Genomic DNA, 21,601 nt, shown 5'->3' on the forward strand with positions numbered 1-21,601 from the left:
GTTACAGCGCCTTCGTGAAGCGGAAGTGGCTCTGCTCGTAGCCTTCGCGCAGATAGAAACGGTGTGCGTCGTGGCGCTTCACGTTGGTCGAAAGCTCGGTCATTTCGGCCCCGGCCTGGCGGGCTTCTTCTTCTGCCCACGCCAGTAACTTGCTACCGACGTTCAGGCCGCGCGCCTGCGGCATCACCACCAGTTCCTGAATTTCACCGATCCAGTTGACATGATGCAGATGAAACTGCAAATGCAGGCCGATCATGCCGACAACTTCGCCATCCAGCAGCGCCAAATGGTAGCGCATGTTCGGGTCACGTAGGTTAGCGTTAAAGCCCACGCGAAACGCGTGATGGTCAAACTCCGCCTGTTTTAGCTCACAAATCAGCGCGTAAACCGCGTCGGTGTCGTACTGCGTGGCCGGGCGAAGCTCACAAGCAGGCATGGTGTTTCTCCTTCTGATGGATCAGCGTCAGCAGCGTGTCGACCGACTGGCGCAGGCTGCCGTCATTATTGAGCGTATGGCAATCCTGTGGAGTATAGCGGGCGGCGCGCACCAGCCGGGCGTTAATTTCACTGGCGTTTTCGCGGCCACGGTTTTCCAGGCGCTGGCGCAGGATCTCCGGCGAAACCTGCAAGCAAATGGGCAGCAGCGCCGATTGATAGCGCGCCCGCGCCTGCGGCAAATGGGCGCGTGAGCCGTTGACCAGCACGTCGAATCCGGCGTGCAGCCAGAGGTCGATCTCGACGCCGACGCCATAATACAGACCGTTGGCGTGCCAGCTTAAGGCCAGCAGATTTTGCCCCGCGCGGGTAAAAAACTCCTGCTCACTCAGGGCGATATGGTTTTCGCTTCCAGCGCTGGCATCGCGCGTGATGTAGCGATGCGCCACCAGTAACTGAGTTTGTTCCCGCAGGCGGAGTTCCGCCAGCAGGCTATCTTTCCCGGAGCCGGACGGCCCCATTAACCAAATCAGTTTTCCCGTCATCAGAACACCCTTTTACCCTGACGCCAGACGTGGTCGATATGAATGTGGTTGCCCTTGCGATGCGCCAGCACCAGGTCGGCGCGTTTGCCCTCGCCAATCACCCCGCGATCCTGGAGATTGAGCGCCTGCGCCGGATTTTTGGTCACCAGCTTCACCGCCTGCGGCAGCGTAAAGCGGTTGCTCTCGTCATCGGCGACGCGGAACGCCGCATCCAGCAGGCTGGCGGGGTAGTAGTCGGAAGAGAGGATATCCAGCAGGCCAAGCTGCGCCAGTTCACTGGCCGCCACGTTGCCGGAGTGCGAACCGCCACGCACGATATTTGGCGCGCCCATCAGCACGTTCATGCCATGCTTGCGCGAGGCTTCCGCCGCTTCGAACGTAGTGGGAAATTCGGCGATCACGCTGCCAAGCTGGTGGGATTCGGCAACATGGGCGTGGGTGGCGTCATCGTGGCTGGCGAGCGCAATGTGTCGCGCACGGCACATTGCGGCGATGGATTCGCGATTTGGCTGCGACCAGCGTGCAGCAAGCGCCAGCTGTTCCTCTTCATACTGCTGCATCTGCGCGTCGGTGAGCGAGTATTTGCCCTGATAATATTCGCGATACTTCTCGCGGTTGGCGAACTGGCGCTGGCCCGGTGAGTGGTCCATCAGCGACACCAGCGTCACCGGCTCGCGCTGCACCAGTTTTTCAAACAGCGGCAGCGTGGTGTGATGCGGCAGTTCGCAGCGCAGATGCAGACGGTGCTCGGCGCGGTTGACGCCGCGTTTCTGCGTCTCTTCGATGGCGTTGATCATCTTCTCCAGATTCTCCAGCCGATCGCCGCCGTCGCGCACGTCGCCAATTGCCACGGCGTCCAGTACGGTGGTGATGCCGCTCGCCACCATCAGCGCGTCGTGGCTGCTCATCGCCGAGTGGGCAGGCCAGTCAACTTTCGGGCGCGGGGTGAAGAATTTATCCAGATTATCGGTATGCAGCTCAATCAGCCCCGGCAGCAGCCAGCCGCCTTCGCCGTCCATCGCCTCCGGTAGGCGGCTCTGGCTTTCGGCAAAGGCGCGGATTTCGCCGTCCTGCATCTCCAGCGAACCGTTTACCACTTCGTTTTCCAGCACCAGTTTGACGTTATTGATAATCATGCAGAGGCTCCCATTGGGTGCAGGCGGTCGGCGACGTCATTGCGTACGGCTTCGTCATGGAAAATGCCGACGATGGCCGCGCCACGGGCTTTTGCTTCGCGGATCAGTTCCACTACGGCGGCGCTGTTTTTAGCGTCCAGCGAGGCGGTAGGTTCGTCGAGCAGCAGAATGGGGTAGTCGACGATAAAGCCGCGGGCGATGTTGACGCGCTGCTGTTCGCCGCCGGAGAAGGTCGATGGCGCCAGGTGCCACAGGCGTTCCGGCACGTTCAGGCGGGTGAGCAGACGCGCGGCTTTAGCGGCGCAGGCTTCACGCGGTACGCCGGTATCGAGCAGCGGCTGCATCACCACTTCCAGTGCTGAAATACGCGGGATGACGCGCAGAAACTGGCTCACCCAGCCGACGGTGGTTTTGCGGATCTCCACCACTTTGCGCGCTGGCGCGGTGACCAGGTCAACCCATTCGTCGCCGTGTTTGATCTGGATTTGCCCTTCGTCGGGCAGATAGTTGGCGTACAGCGAGCGCAGCAGGGTTGATTTGCCGCTGCCGGAGTGGCCGTGGAGCACCACGCATTCGCCCGCGTTGACGGTGAGTGAGGCGCGTTGTAAGACGGGCAGGCGCACGCCGTTTTGCTGATGCAGGATGAAGGTTTTACTGACGTTTTGTACGTTAATCATTTTTCGCCTCGTGGTTCGGGTGTCGGATGCGACGCTGACGCGTCTTATCCGACCTACGGGGAGCGCATTTGTAGGCCGGATAAGGCGTTTACGCCGCATCCGGCACCGGCTCAATTCTGCAAAACCGATGACACCAGCAGCTGTGTATACGGATGGTGCGGGTCGTCGAGCACGCGGTCGGTTAACCCACTCTCCACCACCTGCCCCTGCTTCATCACCAGCAAACGGTCCGCCAGCAGGCGGGCGACGCCTAAATCGTGGGTGACAATCACTACCGCGAGGTTCAGCTCCACCACCAGGCCGCGCAGCAGGTCGAGCAGGCGGGCCTGCACCGACACATCCAGCCCGCCGGTTGGTTCGTCCATAAACACCAGCTTCGGATGCGTCACCAGGTTGCGGGCAATCTGCAAACGCTGCTGCATGCCGCCGGAAAAGGTGGTCGGCAGGTCGTCGATCCGGTTGGCGGGAATTTCCACCTCTTCCAGCCACTTCTGCGCGGTGGCGCGAATGTCGCCGTAATGACGCGCCCCGGTCGCCATCAGCCGCTCGCCGATATTGCCGCCTGCCGACACCTGGCGGCGCAGGCCGTCGAGCGGATGCTGATGCACTACGCCCCATTCGGTGCGCAGCAGGCGACGGCGGTCGGCCTCGCTCATGCCATAGAGGGAACGGTTTTCATAGTGAATCTCCCCCTGCTGCGGCGTCAGACGCGCGGAAATTGATTTCAGCAGCGTGGTCTTCCCGGAGCCGGATTCCCCGACAATGCCCAGCACTTCCCCCGGCCATAAATCAAAAGAGACATCGCTAAAGCCTTTGCCCGGCGCGTAAAGGTGGGTCAGGTTATTGACCGAAAGTAACGGTTGATTCATTGGCTTTTTGCCTCGCTCTGTTGGCGGCAATAATCGGTATCGGAGCAGACAAACATGCGGTTTCCGGCGTCATCCAGCACCACTTCGTCGAGATAGCTGTGGGTCGATCCGCAGATGGCGCATGGCTCATCCCACTGCTGAACGGTGAACGGGTAATCGTCGAAATCGAGGCTTTCCACGCGGGTAAACGGCGGCACCGCATAAATACGCTTCTCGCGCCCCGCGCCGAACAGTTGCAGGGCGGGCATCATGTCCATTTTCGGGTTATCGAATTTCGGGATCGGCGACGGGTCCATCACGTAGCGCCCATTTACCTTCACCGGATAGGCGTAGGTGGTGGCGATATGACCGAAGCGGGCGATATCTTCATACAGCTTCACCTGCATCACGCCGTACTCCTCCAGCGCGTGCATGGTGCGGGTTTCCGTTTCGCGCGGCTCGATAAAGCGCAGTGGTTCGGGGATCGGCACCTGGAAGATAATTATCTGATCTTCGGTCAGCGGCGTTTCCGGGATGCGGTGACGCGTCTGGATGACCGTGGCATCGTCCGTACGCTCGGTGGTGTTTACCCCGGTCACGCGCTTAAAGAAGTTGCGAATCGATACGGCGTTGGTGGTGTCATCCGCGCCCTGGTCAATCACCTTCAGCACGTCGCTTTCGCCAATCACGCTGGCGGTGAGCTGGATACCACCGGTTCCCCAGCCGTACGGCATTGGCATCTCGCGCCCGCCAAACGGCACCTGATAACCGGGGATCGCCACCGCTTTTAAGATGGCGCGGCGGATCATGCGTTTGGTCTGCTCGTCGAGGTAGGCAAAGTTGTAGCCGCTCAGATTAGCCATGGTTCTGCTCCTGTTGCAGACGTTTGAGTAGCTCCAGTTCGGCCTGGAAATCGACGTAGTGCGGGAGTTTGAGGTGTGAGACAAAGCCTGCGGCTTCGACGTTGTCGGCATGTGCCAGCACGAACTCTTCATCCTGCGCCGGGCCTGTCGCGTGCTCGCCGTACTCCGGGGCTTGCAGAGCACGGTCAACCAGCGCCATCGCCATCGCTTTGCGCTCGCTCATGCCGAATACCAGCCCGTAGCCGCGCGTGAAGTGCGGCGGTTCATCTGGTGGGTCGATAAAACCGTTGACCATTTCACACTCAGTCATCAGCAGTTCGCCGACGTTTACCGCAAATCCCAGCTCTTCTGGCACAATCGATACGTCGATATAGCCGCTGCGGATCTCGCCTGCGAACGGGTGGTTGCGCCCGTAGCCGCGTTGGGTGGAGTAGGCCAGCGCCAGCAGATAGCCTTCGTCGCCGCGCATCAACTGCTGCAAACGGGAAGAACGTGAGCAGGGGTAAACCGGCGGCGTGCGGGTGATGTCATCCGGCTGTGCGCCGCTATCCTCTTCAAACTTCGCCAGCCCCTGACGCGCCAGCAGGCTGAAAACGTGCGGCGACGGCTGTTGTTCGCTGTCGGCGGTGGTCAGCGTCGGCGCTTCGCCGTTTGCCAGCAGGGTGAAATCGAGCAGGCGATGGGTGTAGTCGTAGGTTGGGCCAAGCAACTGGCCGCCGGGAATATCTTTATAAACCGCTGAAATACGCCGTTCGAGACGCATCTCCGTGGTGTCGAGCGGCTCGCTTACCGCGAGTTTCGCCAGCGTGGTGCGGTAGGCGCGCAGCAGGAAAATTGCTTCGACGTTATCGCCGCTGGCCTGTTTCAGCGCCAGCGCCGCCAGTTCGCGGTCGGCAATGCCGCCTTCGGTCATCACGCGATCCACCGCAAGATTAAGTTGCTGTTCAATCTGGGCGACGCTCAGTTCAGGCAAATCGGTATCGCCCCGGCGTCGGCTCTCTTGCAGGGCGTGGGCGGCATCGATCGCCTTCTCGCCCCCTTTCACGGCAACGTACATCAGCACACCTCCACATGAGTGGTTCGGGGGATAGCCAGCAGGCGCTCGCCGCAGGTCAGGATCAGGTCGATGCCGAGCGGGAACGGGTGCGGGCGCTCGGTGAGTTCGTGCAAAATGCACTCCGGCAGCTGCGGGGCGATCATTCGTTCTTCGGCAATGCCCGCGCCGGTGAGACGCAACATGCGCCCGCCGCTAAGGCTGGCGACCTGTAAAATCAGCGTTGCGCCCGCTTCCGGCGCAACGGCGGTGCCGGTGGAAAGGGCGTTAAGCTGTTCGCTGGAAATCGCCTCATCCGTTACCGCGAAGGTCGCCTGTTCCGGCTGGCTGACCAGCGGCGCGTTGGTATGAAAACGCAGGCTCTGGCTGACGATATCGTTGCTTAATGGCGCGGCAAGCCACACCGGCGTGTCGTTATCGGCCAGCGTCAGCAGCACGCTGGTGGTGGCGATATTCAGCGGCTGCCAGCCGCGTTTGAGCTGATGCAGGGCGACAATCACGCCCGGCTCGCTCATGGCCTTTAACAGGCGACGAAAACTGTGCTGGGCATCCTGCACGGGAAGAATAAAAGCGGTTTCCAGGGTCATGCGTTGTCTCCGCGAACCATCGTAAAGAAGTCGACCCGGCTGGCGTTCACTTCGGCCTGGCGTGCGGCAATGCGTGCCATACGGTCAGCGTCCAGCGGGGCAATAAGGATTTCTGATAAGTTTTGAAAGTGGCGAGATTGCTGCATCAGCGCGTCAATCAGCGCGCAGCGTTCGGCGTGCTGTTTGTCGCGCCCTAGCACCCAGCTGTAGCCGAGCGTGCCGTCAGTCAGGCGTACGGCGGCGCGGGTGAGCGTGGCGTCGCCGGCAAAAAAGCGTTCGCCGGTGCCGCCCATCCGCGCCTGAATCTGTACCAGGCCAGTTTCAGCGGCGCGGATCACCTCATAGTTGGCGGTGATGTTCAGCGCGTTCAGGCGGGCTGCCAGTTCTGCCGGTTGGCTGTGTGCCAGTACGGACATCCAGTGCTGGCGGGTCGCGGTATCTGCGTGCATTCAGTGCTCCATAGTAAATTCAATCATGTCGGCGCGCGTCAGGCTGACGGAGTACTCCGCCGGGCTGCTTTCACCGTCACGGTGGTTAAGGGTGCGCACGCACAGCAGCGGCGACATATTCGGAATTTCAAGACGCTGGCACTCTTTGGCCTGGGCGCGGCGGGCGCTGATCCGCGTCTGGCTGCGGCGCAGCGCAATTCCGGTTTGCTCGCGCAGAAAATCGTGCAGCGAGCCGCTGTCGAAGCGTTGCAGCGTCGGCCAGAGGGTGAGATCCGCGAAGTAGTGGTCAATCAAACAGAGCGCGACGCCGTTGACCCGGCGCAGGGTGCGCAGGTGGATAACGTTCTCACCCCCGGCGATCCCCAGCGCATCCGCCACGTGACCGGAAGCCGGGCGCAGCACCGACAGCAGTTTTTCGCTGGTGGGATGGCTGCCCTGGTCCAGCAGGTTCTGGCTAAAACGCGCCTGGGCGTTGAGCGGGTAATCGAACGGGCGCATCAGCACCAGCACGCCGACGCCCTGACGGCGCTGTACCCAGCCTTTTTCCACCAGTTGGTCGATGGCGCGGCGCAGGGTGTGGCGATTTACCTCAAAGCGCGCCGCCAGCTGCTGCTCGGCGGGAAGATAGTCGCCGCAGCGGTAGTGTTGACGCAGCTCCTGCTCAAGTTTTGCGGCTATCTCCTGATAGCGTGTTGGGTAGCTGGTCGGATGTGTAGACAAGTGCATAGATATCAATGCCTCGCTTATCAGATAAAGTGCTTACGCAACCGTTGAGAGAGGAAATCCAGCAGGCTGACCGTGACGATAATCAGCACCATCAGGGCGCAGGTTTGCTGGAACTGGAAACCGCGAATCGCTTCCCACAGGGTGACGCCGATCCCGCCTGCGCCGACCATGCCGACGACGGTCGCCGAGCGGACGTTGGATTCGAAACGATAGAGGGAGTAGGAGATCAGCAGCGGCATCACCTGTGGCAGCACGCCGTAGAGGATCTCTTCGAGCTTGTTGGCACCGGTGGCGCGAATGCGTTCCACCGGGCCGGGTTCAATCGCTTCCACCGCTTCGGAAAGCAGCTTGGAGAGCACGCCGGTGGTGTGGATAAACAGCGCCAGCACGCCAGCGAATGGGCCGAGGCCGACGGCGACCACGAACAGCATGGCGAAGACCATTTCGTTAATGGCGCGGCAGGCATCCATCAGGCGGCGAACGGGCTGGTAAACCCACCACGGCACCAGGTTTTCGGCGCTCATCAGGCCGAAGGGGATGGAGAGAACCACCGCCAGCGCCGTGCCCCAGACGGCGATTTGCAGCGTGACGGCCATTTCGGTGAGGTAATCCTGCCACTGGCTGAAATCGGGCGGGAAGAAGTCGGCGGCGAACGTCGCCATGTTGCCGCCGTCTTTAATCAGCGTGAGCGGGGCCATTTCCGCGCCCTGCCACGAGACAACCAGCACGGCGAGAACAATGGCCCAGCTCAGAAGCGAGAACCAGCTGCGCTTGGGTGGGGCGATGGTGATGGTTTGCATGTTTGGCTCCGGTCTGTAGGCCGGATAAGGTGCTTGCACCGCATCCGGCATCAACGCCTGCACATTGTCGGATGCGACGCCGGGGCGTCTTATCCGACCTACGATTTACTGCACCGCTTTACTCACCGAACTCATCGCGCTTAGCGCGTTGTTCAGGCGGTCCAGGTCATCCAGCTGCGCCTGAATGGCGGTGGTTTTCGCGAGCTTGTCCTGCTCATTCAGCCCTTTATTGCCTTTCACGCCCTGCATCTCTTTAAACAGCGCGAGCTGGCGAATCGGCACCAGTTGCAGGTCGCTGGAGGCGCGGAACGGCGCCCAGCCCAGGCGTTCCAGCACCGCTTTTTCTTCCGGCGTTTTGCCGTAGTTCATAAAGAAGTCGTAGATCTTGTCTTTGGTGGTTTCGGAAAGATTCTTGCGCCAGACGATCGGATCGCCTGGGATCAGCGGCGACTTCCAGATCACTTTCAGTTCTTTCAACTTCTCCGGCGCGGAGGTTTTCAGCTTGTCGAGGTTCTCGGTGTTGTTAGTGGCAACATCCACCTGCTTGTTGGCGACGGCCAGCGCGTTGGTTTCATGCCCGGCGTTGACGGTGCGCTTGAAGTCGCTGGCGGAGATATTGTTTTTGGCGAAGACGTAGTAGCCGGGGACGAGGAAGCCAGAGGTGGAGTTAGGATCGCCATTGCCGAAGGTGAGATCTTTCCGCTTCGCCAGCAGATCGCTCAGGTTGTTGATCGGGCTGTCTTTGTTGACGATTAACACGCTCCAGTAACCCGGCGATCCATCCGCCGCGACGGTCTGAGCGAAGACCTGACCGTTGGCGCGATCCACTGCTTCCATCGCCGACAGGTTGCCGTACCAGGCGATATCCACTTTGTTGAAACGCATTCCCTGGATAATGCCCGCATAGTCCGGGGCAAAGAAGGCGTTGACCTTCACGCCCAGCTTCTTCTCCATATCCTGTAAAAACGGCGTCCATTGCGGTTTCAGGTTTTGCTGTGATTCCGTTGAAATAATGCCGAAATTCAGCGCCTTTTCCTGCTCTTCGGCGTGTGCCGGGCTTAACAGGGTGCTGAGGCTGAACATGCTGGTGAAGGCCAGCGAGGCAATTATCTTAGCGTTCATTCGTTTTCCTCAATGATGGGGATGTCAGGCAGCTTTCGCGTTCTCTTCGACGCGGTTAATGCTGCGGTAGAGATGGTCAAAACGTTCGTTATCAAACTGTTGGCTGCTACCGTCGTAGAAGACGTGTCCCTGACGCAGGGCGACGATGCGTTCGCAGTAGCGCAGGGCGTAATCCACCTGATGCAGCGTGACGACCACGGTGATGCCGTCGTTCTGATTGATGTCGCGCAGGGTGTCCATCACGATGCGCGCCGATTCCGGGTCCAGCGAGGCGATCGGTTCGTCGGCGAGAATCACCTTCGCCTGCTGCATCAGCGCGCGGGCAATCGCTACACGCTGTTGCTGGCCGCCGGAGAGGGTGGAAACGCGCTGATGGGCAAAATGCACCATGCCAACGCGGGTCAGCGCCTGTAACGCGCGCTGTTTCTGCTCGCGGGTGAACCAACTAAAACAGGTGCGCCAGAACGGCGTGCTGCCGAGCGCCCCAATCAGCACGTTCTCCAGTACGCTCAGGCGATTCACCAGGTTGAATTGTTGGAAGATGTAGCCGGTGTTGGCGCGGCTTTTGCGGATATCGCGGGCCAGGCGGCCTTCGCGCTGGACAGTGCGGCCCAGCAGCTCGATATGGCTACCGGCGGATTTATCGCCGGTAATCAAACCGCTTAAATGACGTAAAAGGGTGGATTTGCCGGAACCGGACGGCCCAAGCAGAGCCACCATTTCACCATGATGGATATTCAGATCAACCGCGTGCAGCGCCTGATGCTGATTGAAGGTTTTGCTCAGTTGTTCGACGCGGATAATCGTTTGCATGATGCAGCCTCCCTAAAAAAGTGGCTCCATCGTGGCGGATTATTGTGACGATTTGGTTAATTAAAAGTGACTAACAGATGAAGAGTTAACGGGAATTCGATGACAGTGCGGGAGGGCGGGCCTCCCGGCGGATTATTGCGTTGGTTGTTGTTTGACGACATTAATCATCCACGGTACGCCAAATTTATCGGTGACTTTGCCGAAGCCATGCGCCCAGAAAGTTTCCTGCCAGGCCATTTCGATTTTTCCGTTGGCGGCAAGATTGTCAAACCAGCGTTTTCCTTCTTCGACCTGTTGCGAATCGAGCACCAGCGTAAAGCCGGAGTAGCTGGCTTTTCCTGACGGCATGGCATCGCTCATCATGATGTCGCTTCCGGCAATGCGCACATTGGCGTGGGCGATGGCGGTATCGGGAAATTGCATTCCGGAAGGGCAGTTCTCGGCGCTGTCCTGCGCTGATTTTGGCATTTCGCCGAAGCTGATTTTATAGAGCAGTTCCGCGCCCAACGTACGTTGATAATAAGCAATTGCGTCGGCACAGTTACCGGCAAAAGAGAGGTAGGGACTTAACGGCATGATGGTGACCTCAGTTAAGAGAAGCCAGTTAAGTGTAGTTCGAAATTTATACAGATGAGAGGCGGCCTGATAAGACGCGCGAGCGTCGCATCAGGCAGTCGGCACTGTTGCCGGATGCGGCGTAAACGCCTTATCCGGCCTACGGAGGGTGCGGGAATTTGTAGGCCTGATAAGACGCGCAAGCGTCGCATCAGGCAGTCGGCACCGTTGCCGGATGCGGCGTAAACGCCTTATCCGGCTTACTGATCACAATACAATCAGTTCTTTTTCACAAACTCAGATTTCAGTTTCATCGGACCAAAACCGTCGATTTTGCAATCGATGTTATGGTCGCCTTCAACCAGGCGAATGTTTTTCACTTTGGTGCCAATTTTCAGCATCGAAGAGCTACCTTTCACCTTCAGATCTTTAATGATGGTAACGCTGTCGCCGTCAGCCAGCAGATTGCCGTTAGCATCTTTAACGATCAGCTCGTCGCTTTCCTGTGCAGGTTCTGCGTCGTTCCATTCGTAGGCACATTCCGGGCAGATGTACATGCCGTTATCTTCGTAAGTGTATTCGGAGTTGCATTTTGGGCAGTGTGGTAATGACATGTGGATTTCCTCAAAAGTCAGCAGGGCAAAAGCGCCAAAAAACGGCAGATTGCCGAAAAAGGCCGCAATTATACACAAAATCCCTGAGTTTGTCGGGGGTACTGCTGATTTTAGACGACGATCGTTTTCATTTGAAAGGAAACGCAAAAAGAAAATAATCTTTTTGCCTCCATTTATTATTTAAGATAAGGTTAATGCTCTACTTGTTCTTTTTTTTATTCACATGATATTTTTATCTTTCTGACGTTTTAAACGTATCGGAAGATGTTATTTATTCTAATAAAAAACAACACTCTAAATATAAAATTATTTCTTGCAGTAATTATAAAAGCCGAAAACAGAACTCAAAAACAATCTGGCTAAATAAAAGTAATAAAATTTGCTTTAAGGAAGAATTTTCTATGTACACACAGACCCTGTATGAGTTAAGTCAGGAGGCTGAACGGCTGTTACAGCTTTCTCGCCAACAGTTGCAGTTACTGGAAAAAATGCCTCTCTCTGTACCCGGAGACGATGCGCCACAACTGGCTTTACCCTGGAGTCAGCCTAATATCGCCGAGCGTCACGCGATGCTGAATAATGAGTTGCGTAAAATTTCCCAACTGGAAATGGTGCTGGCGATTGTCGGTACTATGAAAGCAGGGAAATCAACCACCATTAATGCCATTGTTGGTACGGAGGTTCTGCCTAATCGCAATCGCCCAATGACTGCCCTGCCGACGCTTATTCGCCATACGCCCGGGCAAAAGGAACCGGTACTGCATTTTTCACATGTCGCGCCAATCGATTGTTTAATTCAACAATTACAACAGCGCCTGCGTGATTGCGATATTAAGCATCTGACCGATGTGCTGGAAATAGATAAAGATATGCGTGCGCTTATGCAGCGGATCGAAAATGGCGTCGCTTTCGAAAAATATTATCTGGGTGCCCAGCCTATTTTTCATTGTCTGAAAAGTTTGAATGATTTAGTGCGACTGGCGAAGGCGCTGGACGTCGATTTTCCTTTTTCTGCTTACGCCGCCATTGAGCATATTCCCGTGATTGAAGTGGAGTTTGTCCATCTGGCGGGGCTGGAGAGTTATCCCGGTCAGTTGACGTTACTGGATACCCCCGGGCCAAATGAAGCCGGGCAACCGCATCTGCAAAAAATGCTTAACCAGCAGCTGGCTCGCGCCTCGGCGGTACTGGCGGTGCTGGATTATACGCAACTGAAATCGATCTCCGATGAAGAGGTCCGTGAGGCGATTTTGGCGGTGGGGCAATCGGTGCCGCTGTATGTGCTGGTCAATAAGTTCGATCAACAGGATCGTAACAGTGACGACGCCGACCAGGTGCGGGCACTGATTTCCGGGACGCTGATGAAAGGCTGTATTACGCCACAGCAGATATTTCCGGTGTCGTCGATGTGGGGCTACCTGGCAAATCGGGCGCGCCATGAGTTAGCCAACAACGATAAGTTACCAGCGCCAGAGCAACAACGCTGGGTGGAAGATTTTGCCCATGCCGCGCTCGGCAGGCGCTGGCGTCATGCCGATCTGGCGGACCTCGAACATATTCGTCATGCTGCCGATCAGTTGTGGGAAGATTCGCTGTTCGCCCAGCCAATTCAGGCGCTGCTTCATGCCGCTTACGCTAACGCCTCGTTGTATGCTCTGCGATCTGCCGCGCATAAACTGTTGAATTACGCGCAGCAGGCGCGGGAATACCTGGATTTTCGTGCGCACGGGTTAAATGTCGCTTGTGAACAATTGCGGCAAAATATCCATCAGGTCGAAGAAAGTTTGCAGCTATTGCAACTCAATCAGGCGCAGGTGAGCGGCGAGATTAAACATGAAATCGAGCTGGCCCTGACCTCCGCCAACCACTTTCTGCGTCAACAGCAAGATGCGCTGAATGCGCAGTTAGCCGCGTTGTTTCAGGATGATTCGGAGCCGTTAAGCGAGATTCGTACCCGCTGTGAGACACTGTTACAGACGGCGCAGAACACCATCAGTCGCGACTTTACGCTGCGTTTTGCCGAGCTTGAATCCACTCTTTGCCGGGTGTTAACCGATGTTATTCGCCCCATTGAACAACAAGTCAAAATGGAATTGAGCGAGTCAGGGTTTCGTCCTGGGTTTCATTTTCCTGTTTTTCACGGCGCAGTTCCCCACTTCAATACTCGCCAGCTGTTCAGTGAAGTCATTTCGCGCCAGGAAGCAACGGACGAGCAGAGCACGCGTTTAGGCGTTGTGCGTGAGACTTTTTCGCGCTGGTTGAATCAGCCCGACTGGGGACGGGGAAATGAGAAATCCCCGACAGAAACGGTTGATTACAGTGTGTTGCAACGAGCATTAAGCGCAGAAGTCGATCTTTATTGCCAACAAATGGCTAAAGTTCTGGCAGAGCAGGTCGATGAATCTGTTACGGCAGGCATGAATACTTTTTTCGCTGAGTTCGCTTCATGTTTGACGGAATTACAGACGCGTTTACGCGAAAGTCTGGCTCTGCGTCAACAAAATGAATCGGTGGTCAGGCTGATGCAACAGCAATTGCAGCAGACTGTGATGACTCACGGCTGGATTTACACCGACGCTCAGCTGTTACGCGATGATATTCAAACACTTTTCACGGCAGAACGATATTGACCAAGACGTTACTGGACGGCCCCGGTCGCGTGCTGGAGTCGGTTCATCCGCGCTTTTTAGTGGATCTGGCGCAGGGCGATGATGCCCGCCTTCCACAAGCCCATCAGCAGCAGTTTCGTGAACGACTGATGCAGGAACTTCTTGCGCGCGTGCAGCTTCAGGCATGGACGAACGGCGGCATGTTAAATGCGCCGCTTAGCCTGCGTCTGACATTGGTGGAAAAACTGGCGTCGATGCTGGATCCCGGTCATCTGGCGCTGACGCAGATCGCGCAGCATCTGGCGCTGCTGCAAAAAATGGATCTCCGCCAGCACTCTGCTTTCCCGGAGCTCCCTCAGCAAATTGCCGCCTTGTATGAGTGGTTTTCAGCCCGTTGTCGCTGGAAGGAAAAGGCGTTAACGCAACGAGGCCTACTGGTGCAGGCGGGTGAACAGAGCGAGCAAATTTTTACCCGCTGGCGTGCTGGGGCGTATAACGCCTGGTCGTTGCCTGGGCGCTGTTTTATCGTTCTCGAAGAGTTGCGTTGGGGGGCATTTGGCGATGCCTGTCGTCTGGGAAGCCCGCAAGCGGTGGCGTTGTTGCTGGGTGATTTGCGCGTGAAAGCGACACAACATCTGGCAGAGAGTATCAATGCGGCCCCGACCACGCGTCACTATTACCATCAGTGGTTTGCCTCTTCGACCGTTCCGACGGGCGGGGATCATGCTGATTTTTTAAGTTGGCTGGGAAAGTGGACCACGGCAGATAAACAACCCGTTTGCTGGTCAGTGACCCAACGCTGGCAAACTGTCGCGCTGGGGATGCCACGACTCTGTTCAGCGCAGCGTCTGGCGGGGGCAATGCTCGAGGAAATCTTCTCTGTAAATTTGGTGTAAATAATCAGTTACATCAATGAGTCCTAAACGAAATTCATGTGTGAAGTTGATCACAAATTTAAACGCTGGTAGGGTAAAAAGGTCATTAACTGCCCAATTCAGGCGTCAACTGGTTTGATTGTACATTCCTTAACCGGAGGGTGTAAGCAAACCCGCTACGCTTGTTACAGAGATTGCATCCTGCAATTCCCGCTCCCCTTTTGCGGCCGTCGCGCTGATTTTTCTGGCGTTTGCGGAAATGGGCCAACTCTGCGAGGAAAGCTATGCTGAAAAGGAAAAAAGTAAAACCGATTACCCTTCGTGATGTCACCATTATTGATGACGGTAAACTGCGTAAAGCCATTACCGCAGCATCACTGGGTAATGCAATGGAATGGTTTGATTTTGGTGTTTATGGTTTTGTTGCTTACGCATTAGGTAAAGTTTTTTTCCCGGGGGCTGACCCCAGCGTGCAGATGGTTGCTGCACTTGCCACTTTCTCCGTTCCCTTTCTGATTCGACCGCTTGGCGGACTCTTCTTTGGTATGTTGGGCGATAAATATGGTCGCCAGAAGATCCTCGCTATCACTATTGTGATTATGTCGATCAGTACGTTCTGTATTGGCTTAATACCGTCCTACGACACGATTGGTATTTGGGCACCGATTCTGCTGTTGATCTGTAAGATGGCACAAGGTTTCTCGGTCGGCGGTGAATATACCGGGGCGTCAATATTTGTTGCGGAATACTCCCCTGACCGTAAACGTGGCTTTATGGGCAGCTGGCTGGACTTCGGTTCTATTGCCGGGTTTGTGCTGGGAGCTGGCGTAGTGGTGTTAATTTCGACCATTGTCGGCGAAGAGAACTTCCTCGACTGGGGCTGGCGTATTCCGTTCTTTATTGCTCTGCCGTTAGGGATTATCGGGCTTTACCTGCGCCATGCGCTGGAAGAAACTCCGGCGTTCCAGCAGCATGTTGATAAACTGGAACAGGGCGACCGCGAAGGTTTGCAGGATGGCCCGAAAGTCTCGTTTAAAGAGATTGCCACTAAATACTGGCGCAGCCTGTTGACATGTATTGGTCTGGTAATTGCCACCAACGTGACTTACTACATGTTACTGACCTATATGCCGAGTTATTTGTCGCATAACCTGCATTACTCCGAAGACCACGGGGTGCTGATTATTATCGCCATTATGATCGGTATGCTGTTTGTCCAGCCGGTGATGGGCTTGCTGAGTGACCGTTTTGGCCGTCGTCCGTTTGTGCTACTTGGTAGTGTTGCACTGTTTGTGTTGGCGATCCCGGCGTTTATTCTGATTAACAGTAACGTCATCGGCCTGATTTTTGCCGGGTTACTGATGCTGGCGGTGATCCTTAACTGCTTTACGGGCGTTATGGCTTCTACCTTGCCAGCGATGTTCCCGACGCATATCCGTTACAGCGCGCTGGCGGCGGCATTTAATATTTCGGTGCTGGTTGCCGGTCTGACGCCAACACTGGCGGCCTGGCTGGTCGAAAGCTCGCAGAATCTGATGATGCCAGCCTATTACCTGATGGTAGTGGCGGTGGTTGGTTTAATCACCGGCGTAACCATGAAAGAGACGGCAAATCGTCCGTTAAAAGGTGCAACACCGGCGGCGTCAGATATACAGGAAGCGAAGGAAATTCTCGTCGAGCATTACGATAATATCGAGCAGAAAATCGATGATATTGACCACGAGATTGCCGATTTGCAGGCGAAACGTACCCGCCTGGTGCAGCAACATCCGCGAATTGATGAATAAGCTGAAACAGATGGCCTGATGTGACGCTGTCTTATCAGACCAACAATTGAACTCTTAAGGTTCACTTAATCTCTGACGCGCATACTCTCCTCCAGGTTAACGGAGGAGAGTGCAATGAAAAACCGTGTTTATGAAAGTTTAACTACCGTGTTCAGCGTGCTGGTGGTCAGCAGCTTTCTTTATATCTGGTTTGCCACGTACTGATCTTTCTTCAGCCGTATCCAGGCGCGCGTGCCAGAAGTCTCTTGCTGGTTTTGCAGGAAAAACTGCCCGTGATGCAACTGTGTAATGCGGCTGACAATACTTAACCCCAGACCAATCCCGCCATAACGGCTGTCCATTCGTACAAACGCTTTACTCAACTCCCCGCATTTACTCTCATCAATACCCGGTCCTTCATCTTCAACGGCCATGACCGCTCCGTCATCTTCTTGCAGCTTAATCATAATGTTGCTGCCTTGCGGGCTGTAACGATGGGCGTTTTCTACCAGATTTCGCAATAACATCCGCAGCAGGGTTGCATCACCCTGAACGGTGATGTCGGCGGTGCTCTCTGGCAATAGCAGGGTTTGCTGTCGCTGGTCGAGCATGGTACTGAGTTCGTCATACGAGGGGAGAATGACATCTTCCAGCAGTTTTACATGTTGATAATTACCGGAAGAAAATGACTGTCCGGCACGCGCCAGTTGCAGCAGCTGGGAGACGCTCTCCATCATCTGATCAAGCCGTGCCACTAACGGTGCTACATCAATGTGATGCGTTTTCGCCAGCAGTTCCAGATGCAAACGTACCCCCGCCAGTGGCGTTCGCAGTTCGTGCGCGACGTCAGCGGTAAACAACCTTTCGTTATCCAGCGTGCTGGTCAGGCGACTGACCAGATCGTTTAACGCCGAAACCACCGCTTCGATTTCGAGGGTGGCGCTGTGAATGGCAATGGGCGTTAAGTTGTCGGCGGTGCGCGCTTCCAGCTCTTTTTGCAGCTCCGCCAGCGGGCGGGTGATGCGGCGTACCGCCTGATAGCAGATAAATAGCGTCAGGCTGACCATAAAGACGCCGGGGACAATCAGGCTGGCGACCGCCTCGCGGATCTCACGCATGATGTGGCGATCGTTGTTGCGATTGTCGCGTAGCGCCTGCTCAAACAGCTGAATCTGCTCGGTACTTTCATGCCATAGCCAGAAGACGCTGATCAGCTCAAACACCAACAAAATGGCCCCGATGGTCAATATCAGCCGTTGGCGCAGCGATATTGGTCGGCGCAGAAAACGCATCAGATTCAATTAGTTTTCCTCATTAGCGACAAGCATATAGCCAAAGCCGCGCACGGTGCGGATACGGGCTTTGCCCACTTTGTCGCGCAGATTGTGGATATGCACTTCCAGGGTGTTGGTCGAGGGTTCATTGTCCCAGTTATAGATGTCGTTGTAGAGAATTTCCCGATGCACCGGACTGCCTGCTTTGAGCATTAACCGTGACAGCAGAGCATATTCTTTGGGCGTCAGAATCAACTCTTCACCGCCCATCCATACCTGACGGCGACCCATGTTCAGCGTCAGATTGCCAACAATCAGCTCACTTTCGCCCTGATTATTATGGCGTCGTAGCAGGGCGCGGATACGGGCATGTAACTCTTCCAGCGCAAAAGGCTTCACCAGATAGTCGTCGGCACCGACATCCAGCCCGGCGATTTTGTCGGTCAGCGTATCGCGAGCGGTGAGGATCAGTACCGGCAGGGTATATTTTTTCTGCCGGATACGGGCGAGAAAATGCAGTCCATCTTCGTCGGGTAACCCTAAATCCAGTACCACCAGGCTGTAATGACCGGCCTCAAGGCTTTGTTCCGCCATCCGCGCGGTTGTCACGCCATCGCACGCGTAGCCTTCGGTTTGCGCCGCCAGAATCAGTCCCTGCAATAACAGCGTATCGTCTTCAACAATCAGAATTTTCATTCACTCACTCTCCTGCAAGTTTGCAGAATATCATCCGCAGCCTGGTAATACTTCGTCTCAACGCCAGTTAATCCCAATAGCGTGGAGAATAAATTGTCTTGTGAATAGTGTTGCGTTTGCGCCTGTTTTTGCAGGCAGTTCTGGTCAACCTGATACCGTTTTTGATAATCCTCCGACAGCCACAGCAGCATCGGCACTTGTTTTTGGCTATCCGGGGCGATGGCATAAGGCAGACCGTGCAGATAGATGCCATTTTCACCTAACGATTCACCGTGGTCAGAAAGATAAACCAGGCTGGTGGTAAATTTATCCTGATGTTCTTTCAGCAGATTAATCGCTTTATCAACAATATAGTCGACGTAAACCAGCGTGTTGTCGTAAGTGTTCACCAGTTGCTCTTTGGTACAGGTCTGGATCTCATTGGTGTCGCAGGTTGGGGTAAATTTCCTGAACTGCGGCGGATAGCGGTTGTAATAGGTCGGACCGTGGCTGCCGATGGTGTGTAAGACAATCACGCCATCACCCTGCAGGTTATTGATGTACTCTTCCAGCCCGTGGAACAGCACTTCGTCATAGCATTCGCCGTTGATGCACTGACCAGGCAGATTCAGCGCGGTGACGTTCTGGTGAGGCACGCGGTCGCAGGCACCTTTACAGCCACCATCGTTGTCATTCCACAGCACGTTGATGCCCGCTCGCTGAATGATATCCAGCACGCCTTCCTGGTGCTGTGCCAGCTCTTCTTTGTAATGCTCACGCGGCATATCCGAGAACATGCACGGTACTGAAACTGCCGTTGCCGTGCCGCAAGATGCGGTATTAGGGAAATAGACCACGTTATCTTTCGCCAACCGCGGGTTAGTTTCACGCGGGTAGCCGTTGAGGGAGAAGTTCTCCGCCCGCGAGGTTTCGCCGACAATCAGGATGGTCAAATTTTTACGTTTTTCGTTCTGCATTAATGGGTTGCGGTGCGCGTCTTCACCAATTCGCACCAGCGGCAGATTTGCCAGTCGCTGATGGGAGTACCATGACCAGCTGGCAACAATGCTGTTAGAGGGGCTTAAGGACTTCACCAGCTCTTTGTTGTTGCGGAACAACGAGGCGTAGTCTTTATAAAATAGTGCGGCGACCAGCAAAATCAGCAGTACAGAAACCAGAATATTGGCTCCACGGAAAAGAACACTGCGCAGACGCGAGGTGGCAGGTTTGATTTTAATCCAGCAGGCAATCAGCGCAGCAAGCACGCCGCTGAATCCCAGCGTTAATAACATTTGCGGTGTCATCAGCGCATAGCTTTCTGCCGGAGTGGTATCAATAATATTGGCAATCATCGAGCGGTCGATGACGATGCCGTAAGTCATTATGAAATATTGTGCAGCCGCGCCAACCAGAATAAACAGGCAGGCCAGCGGTCGATTAAGCCATAAGAAAGAGCTTAGTGTCAGGACAATATTAATCACGCCGAAGGCGACGACCGGCATCGACAAGAAAACCAGTACGTTATGCAGCGAGTCCAGCGGCAGCGCCTGCAACACCTGTTTAAAAAAGGCAATATTCAGGCAGATAGAGATATAAAAAGCGGCCAACAATAGCCAGGCGAGTAAATTCAAAGAGGGTCTTTTTAGTAGGCGCTTCAACATCACGGTGTTTCCATCGAACAAAGTGCGCATATGCTCGCAAAGCAAAATTAAGCCAACCTTAAGTTCTTAAGGTTGGCTTTTATCTTTGCTGGATTAAGGGGAATTAATCTTTGCTTATTGGTGCATCTAAGGGATACGGGTTTTTATGCAGCCGGTTGTAATTCAGCGCATACATGGCGGTGATGACCATCAGGGTGACAAATGACCACATAACCTCTTTCGCCCCGGACCCCACCACGGCCCAGATGCAGTAGAGGAAGGCAATGGTAGTAACTGCCAGATATGCCGGGCGTGCTTTACCAAAATGACCGTGGCCGAGCAGCAGTAACGCCGCACAGGTGTAAAGATATGGCACCAGTGTAAAGATGACCGAGACGGAAGAAACCAGACCGAATTCTTTGGTCGCGTTTGGTGAAATGCTGCTGAGCTGGAAGATGGTCATCAAAATACCGACGATAATCAGCCCCGCTACTGGCGTACCCGCTTTATTTACACGGGCAAAAATCGGTGGGAACAGTCCGTCATCGGCAGCGGCTTTCGCCGTTTGACCCGCCAGCAATGTCCAGCCGCCCAGTGAACCTAAGCAACCCGCAGCTGCGCAGAAGGAAACAATGGCCCCGGCGGTGTCACCCAACGCCATCCGTGCGGCATCACCGAATGGCGAGGCAGAAACGCGCAGTGCGGCATTAGGGATCATCCCCATAATCGCGGTGGTGGAGAGCACATAGCAAACGGCGGCAATCAATACCCCACCGATGGTGGCGATAGGGACATTGCGTTTCGGGTTTTTCACCACACCTGCGGCAACGGAGGCACTTTCCACACCGATGAACGACCACAGCGTAACGTTAAGGGTGCTTTGAATTGCACCGAAAGTGCCCAGGCCGCTGACGTTCCATGCCGCCATATAGGTTTCACCACGGAACCAGAACCAGCCAAATACGGCAATCCCGACGATGGGGATCAGCGCCAGCACGGTGGCAACGGCCTGTACGCGGGTGATCATTTTCGGACCGACAATGTTCAGCAGGACGAAGATCCACAGCACCACGACGCAGGTGATGGTTAATACCAATGGATCTTTCAGAATCGGGAAGAAGTAACTTAAATATCCTACGCCAATGACCACCATGGCGATATTGCCGATCCAGCAGGCCAGCCAGTAGAGGACGTTGGTTTGATAACCGAGAAACGGGCCAAAGCAGCGGCGGGCGTAAGCGTAAGAACCACCAGGACTTGGGTCGAGGAACGACATTTTGGCGTATACCATCGAGAGCCCCAGCGCACCGATAATCGTCACCAACCATCCATAAATGGCAATCCCGCCGGTGGAGGCCAGGTTTGCAGGTAACAGAAAAACACCTGACCCCATAATATTCCCCGACACCATCAGGGTGACGGGGATTAAGCCCACTTTGTGAGCATCAGCATCCGAAGACATAATTAAACTCCTGCGAAGGCGAGCTTCGTGACAATAAATTACGTCATATCATACGCCTGCATTCGATAGTTGAATT

At 55.4% G+C, this 21,601-nt stretch carries 23 protein-coding genes; 4 read left to right on the forward strand and 19 right to left on the reverse strand.

Going from position 1 to position 21,601, the window contains the following annotated elements; genetic code table 11:
• Window position 1: 1 nt before the first annotated feature.
• From phnO to OQV04_RS10985, 15 genes are all read right to left on the reverse strand, one after another.
• Window positions 2-436, reverse strand: coding sequence for an aminoalkylphosphonate N-acetyltransferase (gene phnO / locus OQV04_RS10915; protein WP_001110490.1), 435 nt, complete (start codon window positions 434-436; stop codon window positions 2-4).
• On the reverse strand, window positions 423-980 hold the full coding sequence (phnN, locus tag OQV04_RS10920; RefSeq protein WP_000147005.1) for a ribose 1,5-bisphosphokinase: 558 nt from the start codon (window positions 978-980) through the stop codon (window positions 423-425). The genes phnO and phnN overlap by 14 nt, the downstream gene beginning before the upstream one ends.
• Window positions 980-2,116: an alpha-D-ribose 1-methylphosphonate 5-triphosphate diphosphatase gene (gene phnM / locus OQV04_RS10925; protein WP_021557445.1), complete on the reverse strand. Its 1,137-nt coding sequence runs from the start codon at window positions 2,114-2,116 to the stop codon at window positions 980-982. The genes phnN and phnM overlap by 1 nt, the downstream gene beginning before the upstream one ends.
• Window positions 2,113-2,793 carry a phosphonate C-P lyase system protein PhnL gene (gene phnL, locus OQV04_RS10930; protein ID WP_000611425.1) on the reverse strand — a complete coding sequence of 227 codons (681 nt, stop codon included), beginning with the start codon at window positions 2,791-2,793 and terminating at the stop codon, window positions 2,113-2,115. Before phnL ends, phnM begins: the two co-directional genes overlap by 4 nt.
• A gap of 110 nt (window positions 2,794-2,903) precedes the next feature.
• Window positions 2,904-3,662 carry a phosphonate C-P lyase system protein PhnK gene (phnK, locus tag OQV04_RS10935; RefSeq protein WP_001075518.1) on the reverse strand — a complete coding sequence of 253 codons (759 nt, stop codon included), beginning with the start codon at window positions 3,660-3,662 and terminating at the stop codon, window positions 2,904-2,906.
• On the reverse strand, window positions 3,659-4,504 hold the full coding sequence (phnJ, locus tag OQV04_RS10940; protein WP_045176818.1) for an alpha-D-ribose 1-methylphosphonate 5-phosphate C-P-lyase PhnJ: 846 nt from the start codon (window positions 4,502-4,504) through the stop codon (window positions 3,659-3,661). The genes phnK and phnJ overlap by 4 nt, the downstream gene beginning before the upstream one ends.
• Entirely contained in the window at window positions 4,497-5,561 is a 1,065-nt protein-coding gene (phnI, locus tag OQV04_RS10945) for an alpha-D-ribose 1-methylphosphonate 5-triphosphate synthase subunit PhnI (protein WP_001298870.1), read from the reverse strand. Before phnI ends, phnJ begins: the two co-directional genes overlap by 8 nt.
• A complete protein-coding gene (gene phnH, locus OQV04_RS10950; RefSeq protein ID WP_000171586.1) occupies window positions 5,561-6,145 on the reverse strand; it encodes a phosphonate C-P lyase system protein PhnH in 585 nt (194 codons plus the stop codon). The genes phnI and phnH overlap by 1 nt, the downstream gene beginning before the upstream one ends.
• Window positions 6,142-6,594, reverse strand: a complete 453-nt coding sequence (phnG, locus tag OQV04_RS10955) for a phosphonate C-P lyase system protein PhnG (RefSeq protein ID WP_032282014.1) — start codon at window positions 6,592-6,594, stop codon at window positions 6,142-6,144. Before phnG ends, phnH begins: the two co-directional genes overlap by 4 nt.
• Entirely contained in the window at window positions 6,595-7,320 is a 726-nt protein-coding gene (phnF, locus tag OQV04_RS10960) for a phosphonate metabolism transcriptional regulator PhnF (protein WP_045176819.1), read from the reverse strand.
• Between the two features lie 20 nt (window positions 7,321-7,340).
• Complete coding sequence (gene phnE / locus OQV04_RS10965) at window positions 7,341-8,120, reverse strand: phosphonate ABC transporter, permease protein PhnE (protein WP_032282051.1); 780 nt, start codon at window positions 8,118-8,120, stop codon at window positions 7,341-7,343.
• 105 nt (window positions 8,121-8,225) lie between these two features.
• A complete protein-coding gene (gene phnD, locus OQV04_RS10970; protein ID WP_000992011.1) occupies window positions 8,226-9,242 on the reverse strand; it encodes a phosphonate ABC transporter substrate-binding protein in 1,017 nt (338 codons plus the stop codon).
• Window positions 9,243-9,266: 24 nt separating this feature from the next.
• Window positions 9,267-10,055, reverse strand: coding sequence for a phosphonate ABC transporter ATP-binding protein (gene phnC, locus OQV04_RS10975; protein ID WP_032282015.1), 789 nt, complete (start codon window positions 10,053-10,055; stop codon window positions 9,267-9,269).
• A 132-nt stretch (window positions 10,056-10,187) separates the two neighbouring features.
• Entirely contained in the window at window positions 10,188-10,631 is a 444-nt protein-coding gene (gene yjdN / locus OQV04_RS10980; RefSeq protein WP_001131322.1) for a VOC family metalloprotein YjdN, read from the reverse strand.
• A 257-nt stretch (window positions 10,632-10,888) separates the two neighbouring features.
• Window positions 10,889-11,224, reverse strand: coding sequence for a zinc ribbon domain-containing protein YjdM (locus OQV04_RS10985; protein ID WP_001300891.1), 336 nt, complete (start codon window positions 11,222-11,224; stop codon window positions 10,889-10,891).
• Window positions 11,225-11,625: 401 nt separating this feature from the next.
• Here OQV04_RS10985 and crfC point away from each other — a divergent pair, with 401 nt between their 5' ends.
• The 4 genes from crfC (at window position 11,626) to pmrR (ending at window position 16,699) form a co-directional block, all read left to right on the forward strand.
• A complete protein-coding gene (gene crfC, locus OQV04_RS10990; RefSeq protein WP_032282016.1) occupies window positions 11,626-13,854 on the forward strand; it encodes a clamp-binding protein CrfC in 2,229 nt (742 codons plus the stop codon).
• Window positions 13,851-14,729 (forward strand): YjcZ-like family protein, encoded by an 879-nt coding sequence (locus OQV04_RS10995; protein ID WP_032282017.1) that lies wholly within the window; start codon window positions 13,851-13,853, stop codon window positions 14,727-14,729. The genes crfC and OQV04_RS10995 overlap by 4 nt, the downstream gene beginning before the upstream one ends.
• A gap of 263 nt (window positions 14,730-14,992) precedes the next feature.
• Window positions 14,993-16,495 carry a glycine betaine/L-proline transporter ProP gene (gene proP, locus OQV04_RS11000; RefSeq protein ID WP_012311661.1) on the forward strand — a complete coding sequence of 501 codons (1,503 nt, stop codon included), beginning with the start codon at window positions 14,993-14,995 and terminating at the stop codon, window positions 16,493-16,495.
• 114 nt (window positions 16,496-16,609) lie between these two features.
• A complete protein-coding gene (gene pmrR / locus OQV04_RS11005; RefSeq protein ID WP_000797657.1) occupies window positions 16,610-16,699 on the forward strand; it encodes an LpxT activity modulator PmrR in 90 nt (29 codons plus the stop codon).
• Here pmrR and pmrB read toward each other — a convergent pair.
• The 4 genes from pmrB to adiC all read right to left on the reverse strand — a co-directional run bounded on the left by pmrB (window position 16,675) and on the right by adiC (window position 21,525).
• Complete coding sequence (pmrB, locus tag OQV04_RS11010; RefSeq protein ID WP_162721658.1) at window positions 16,675-17,775, reverse strand: two-component system sensor histidine kinase PmrB; 1,101 nt, start codon at window positions 17,773-17,775, stop codon at window positions 16,675-16,677. The genes pmrR and pmrB overlap by 25 nt on opposite strands.
• On the reverse strand, window positions 17,776-18,444 hold the full coding sequence (basR, locus tag OQV04_RS11015) for a two-component system response regulator BasR (protein WP_000697915.1): 669 nt from the start codon (window positions 18,442-18,444) through the stop codon (window positions 17,776-17,778). It lies immediately after the preceding gene.
• The gene (eptA, locus tag OQV04_RS11020) at window positions 18,441-20,084 is read right to left on the reverse strand and encodes a phosphoethanolamine transferase EptA (RefSeq protein ID WP_032282018.1); all 1,644 of its coding nucleotides are present in this window, start codon (window positions 20,082-20,084) and stop codon (window positions 18,441-18,443) included. Before eptA ends, basR begins: the two co-directional genes overlap by 4 nt.
• A gap of 103 nt (window positions 20,085-20,187) precedes the next feature.
• Window positions 20,188-21,525: an arginine/agmatine antiporter gene (gene adiC / locus OQV04_RS11025; protein ID WP_000093154.1), complete on the reverse strand. Its 1,338-nt coding sequence runs from the start codon at window positions 21,523-21,525 to the stop codon at window positions 20,188-20,190.
• Window positions 21,526-21,601 lie beyond the last annotated feature (76 nt).

This window comes from Escherichia sp. Lx600-2, from assembly GCF_036662595.1.
Taxonomy (GTDB): Bacteria; Pseudomonadota; Gammaproteobacteria; order Enterobacterales; family Enterobacteriaceae; genus Escherichia; species Escherichia coli.

Coding starts and splice junctions, on each gene's coding strand:
- phnO (WP_001110490.1), bottom strand. CDS start 436: ATGCCTGCTTGTGAGCTTCGCCCGGCCACGCAGTACGACACCGACGCG.
- phnN (WP_000147005.1), bottom strand. CDS start 980: ATGACGGGAAAACTGATTTGGTTAATGGGGCCGTCCGGCTCCGGGAAA.
- phnM (WP_021557445.1), bottom strand. CDS start 2,116: ATGATTATCAATAACGTCAAACTGGTGCTGGAAAACGAAGTGGTAAAC.
- phnL (WP_000611425.1), bottom strand. CDS start 2,793: ATGATTAACGTACAAAACGTCAGTAAAACCTTCATCCTGCATCAGCAA.
- phnK (WP_001075518.1), bottom strand. CDS start 3,662: ATGAATCAACCGTTACTTTCGGTCAATAACCTGACCCACCTTTACGCG.
- phnJ (WP_045176818.1), bottom strand. CDS start 4,504: ATGGCTAATCTGAGCGGCTACAACTTTGCCTACCTCGACGAGCAGACC.
- phnI (WP_001298870.1), bottom strand. CDS start 5,561: ATGTACGTTGCCGTGAAAGGGGGCGAGAAGGCGATCGATGCCGCCCAC.
- phnH (WP_000171586.1), bottom strand. CDS start 6,145: ATGACCCTGGAAACCGCTTTTATTCTTCCCGTGCAGGATGCCCAGCAC.
- phnG (WP_032282014.1), bottom strand. CDS start 6,594: ATGCACGCAGATACCGCGACCCGCCAGCACTGGATGTCCGTACTGGCA.
- phnF (WP_045176819.1), bottom strand. CDS start 7,320: ATGCACTTGTCTACACATCCGACCAGCTACCCAACACGCTATCAGGAG.
- phnE (WP_032282051.1), bottom strand. CDS start 8,120: ATGCAAACCATCACCATCGCCCCACCCAAGCGCAGCTGGTTCTCGCTT.
- phnD (WP_000992011.1), bottom strand. CDS start 9,242: ATGAACGCTAAGATAATTGCCTCGCTGGCCTTCACCAGCATGTTCAGC.
- phnC (WP_032282015.1), bottom strand. CDS start 10,055: ATGCAAACGATTATCCGCGTCGAACAACTGAGCAAAACCTTCAATCAG.
- yjdN (WP_001131322.1), bottom strand. CDS start 10,631: ATGCCGTTAAGTCCCTACCTCTCTTTTGCCGGTAACTGTGCCGACGCA.
- OQV04_RS10985 (WP_001300891.1), bottom strand. CDS start 11,224: ATGTCATTACCACACTGCCCAAAATGCAACTCCGAATACACTTACGAA.
- crfC (WP_032282016.1), top strand. CDS start 11,626: ATGTACACACAGACCCTGTATGAGTTAAGTCAGGAGGCTGAACGGCTG.
- proP (WP_012311661.1), top strand. CDS start 14,993: ATGCTGAAAAGGAAAAAAGTAAAACCGATTACCCTTCGTGATGTCACC.
- pmrR (WP_000797657.1), top strand. CDS start 16,610: ATGAAAAACCGTGTTTATGAAAGTTTAACTACCGTGTTCAGCGTGCTG.
- basR (WP_000697915.1), bottom strand. CDS start 18,444: ATGAAAATTCTGATTGTTGAAGACGATACGCTGTTATTGCAGGGACTG.
- eptA (WP_032282018.1), bottom strand. CDS start 20,084: ATGTTGAAGCGCCTACTAAAAAGACCCTCTTTGAATTTACTCGCCTGG.
- adiC (WP_000093154.1), bottom strand. CDS start 21,525: ATGTCTTCGGATGCTGATGCTCACAAAGTGGGCTTAATCCCCGTCACC.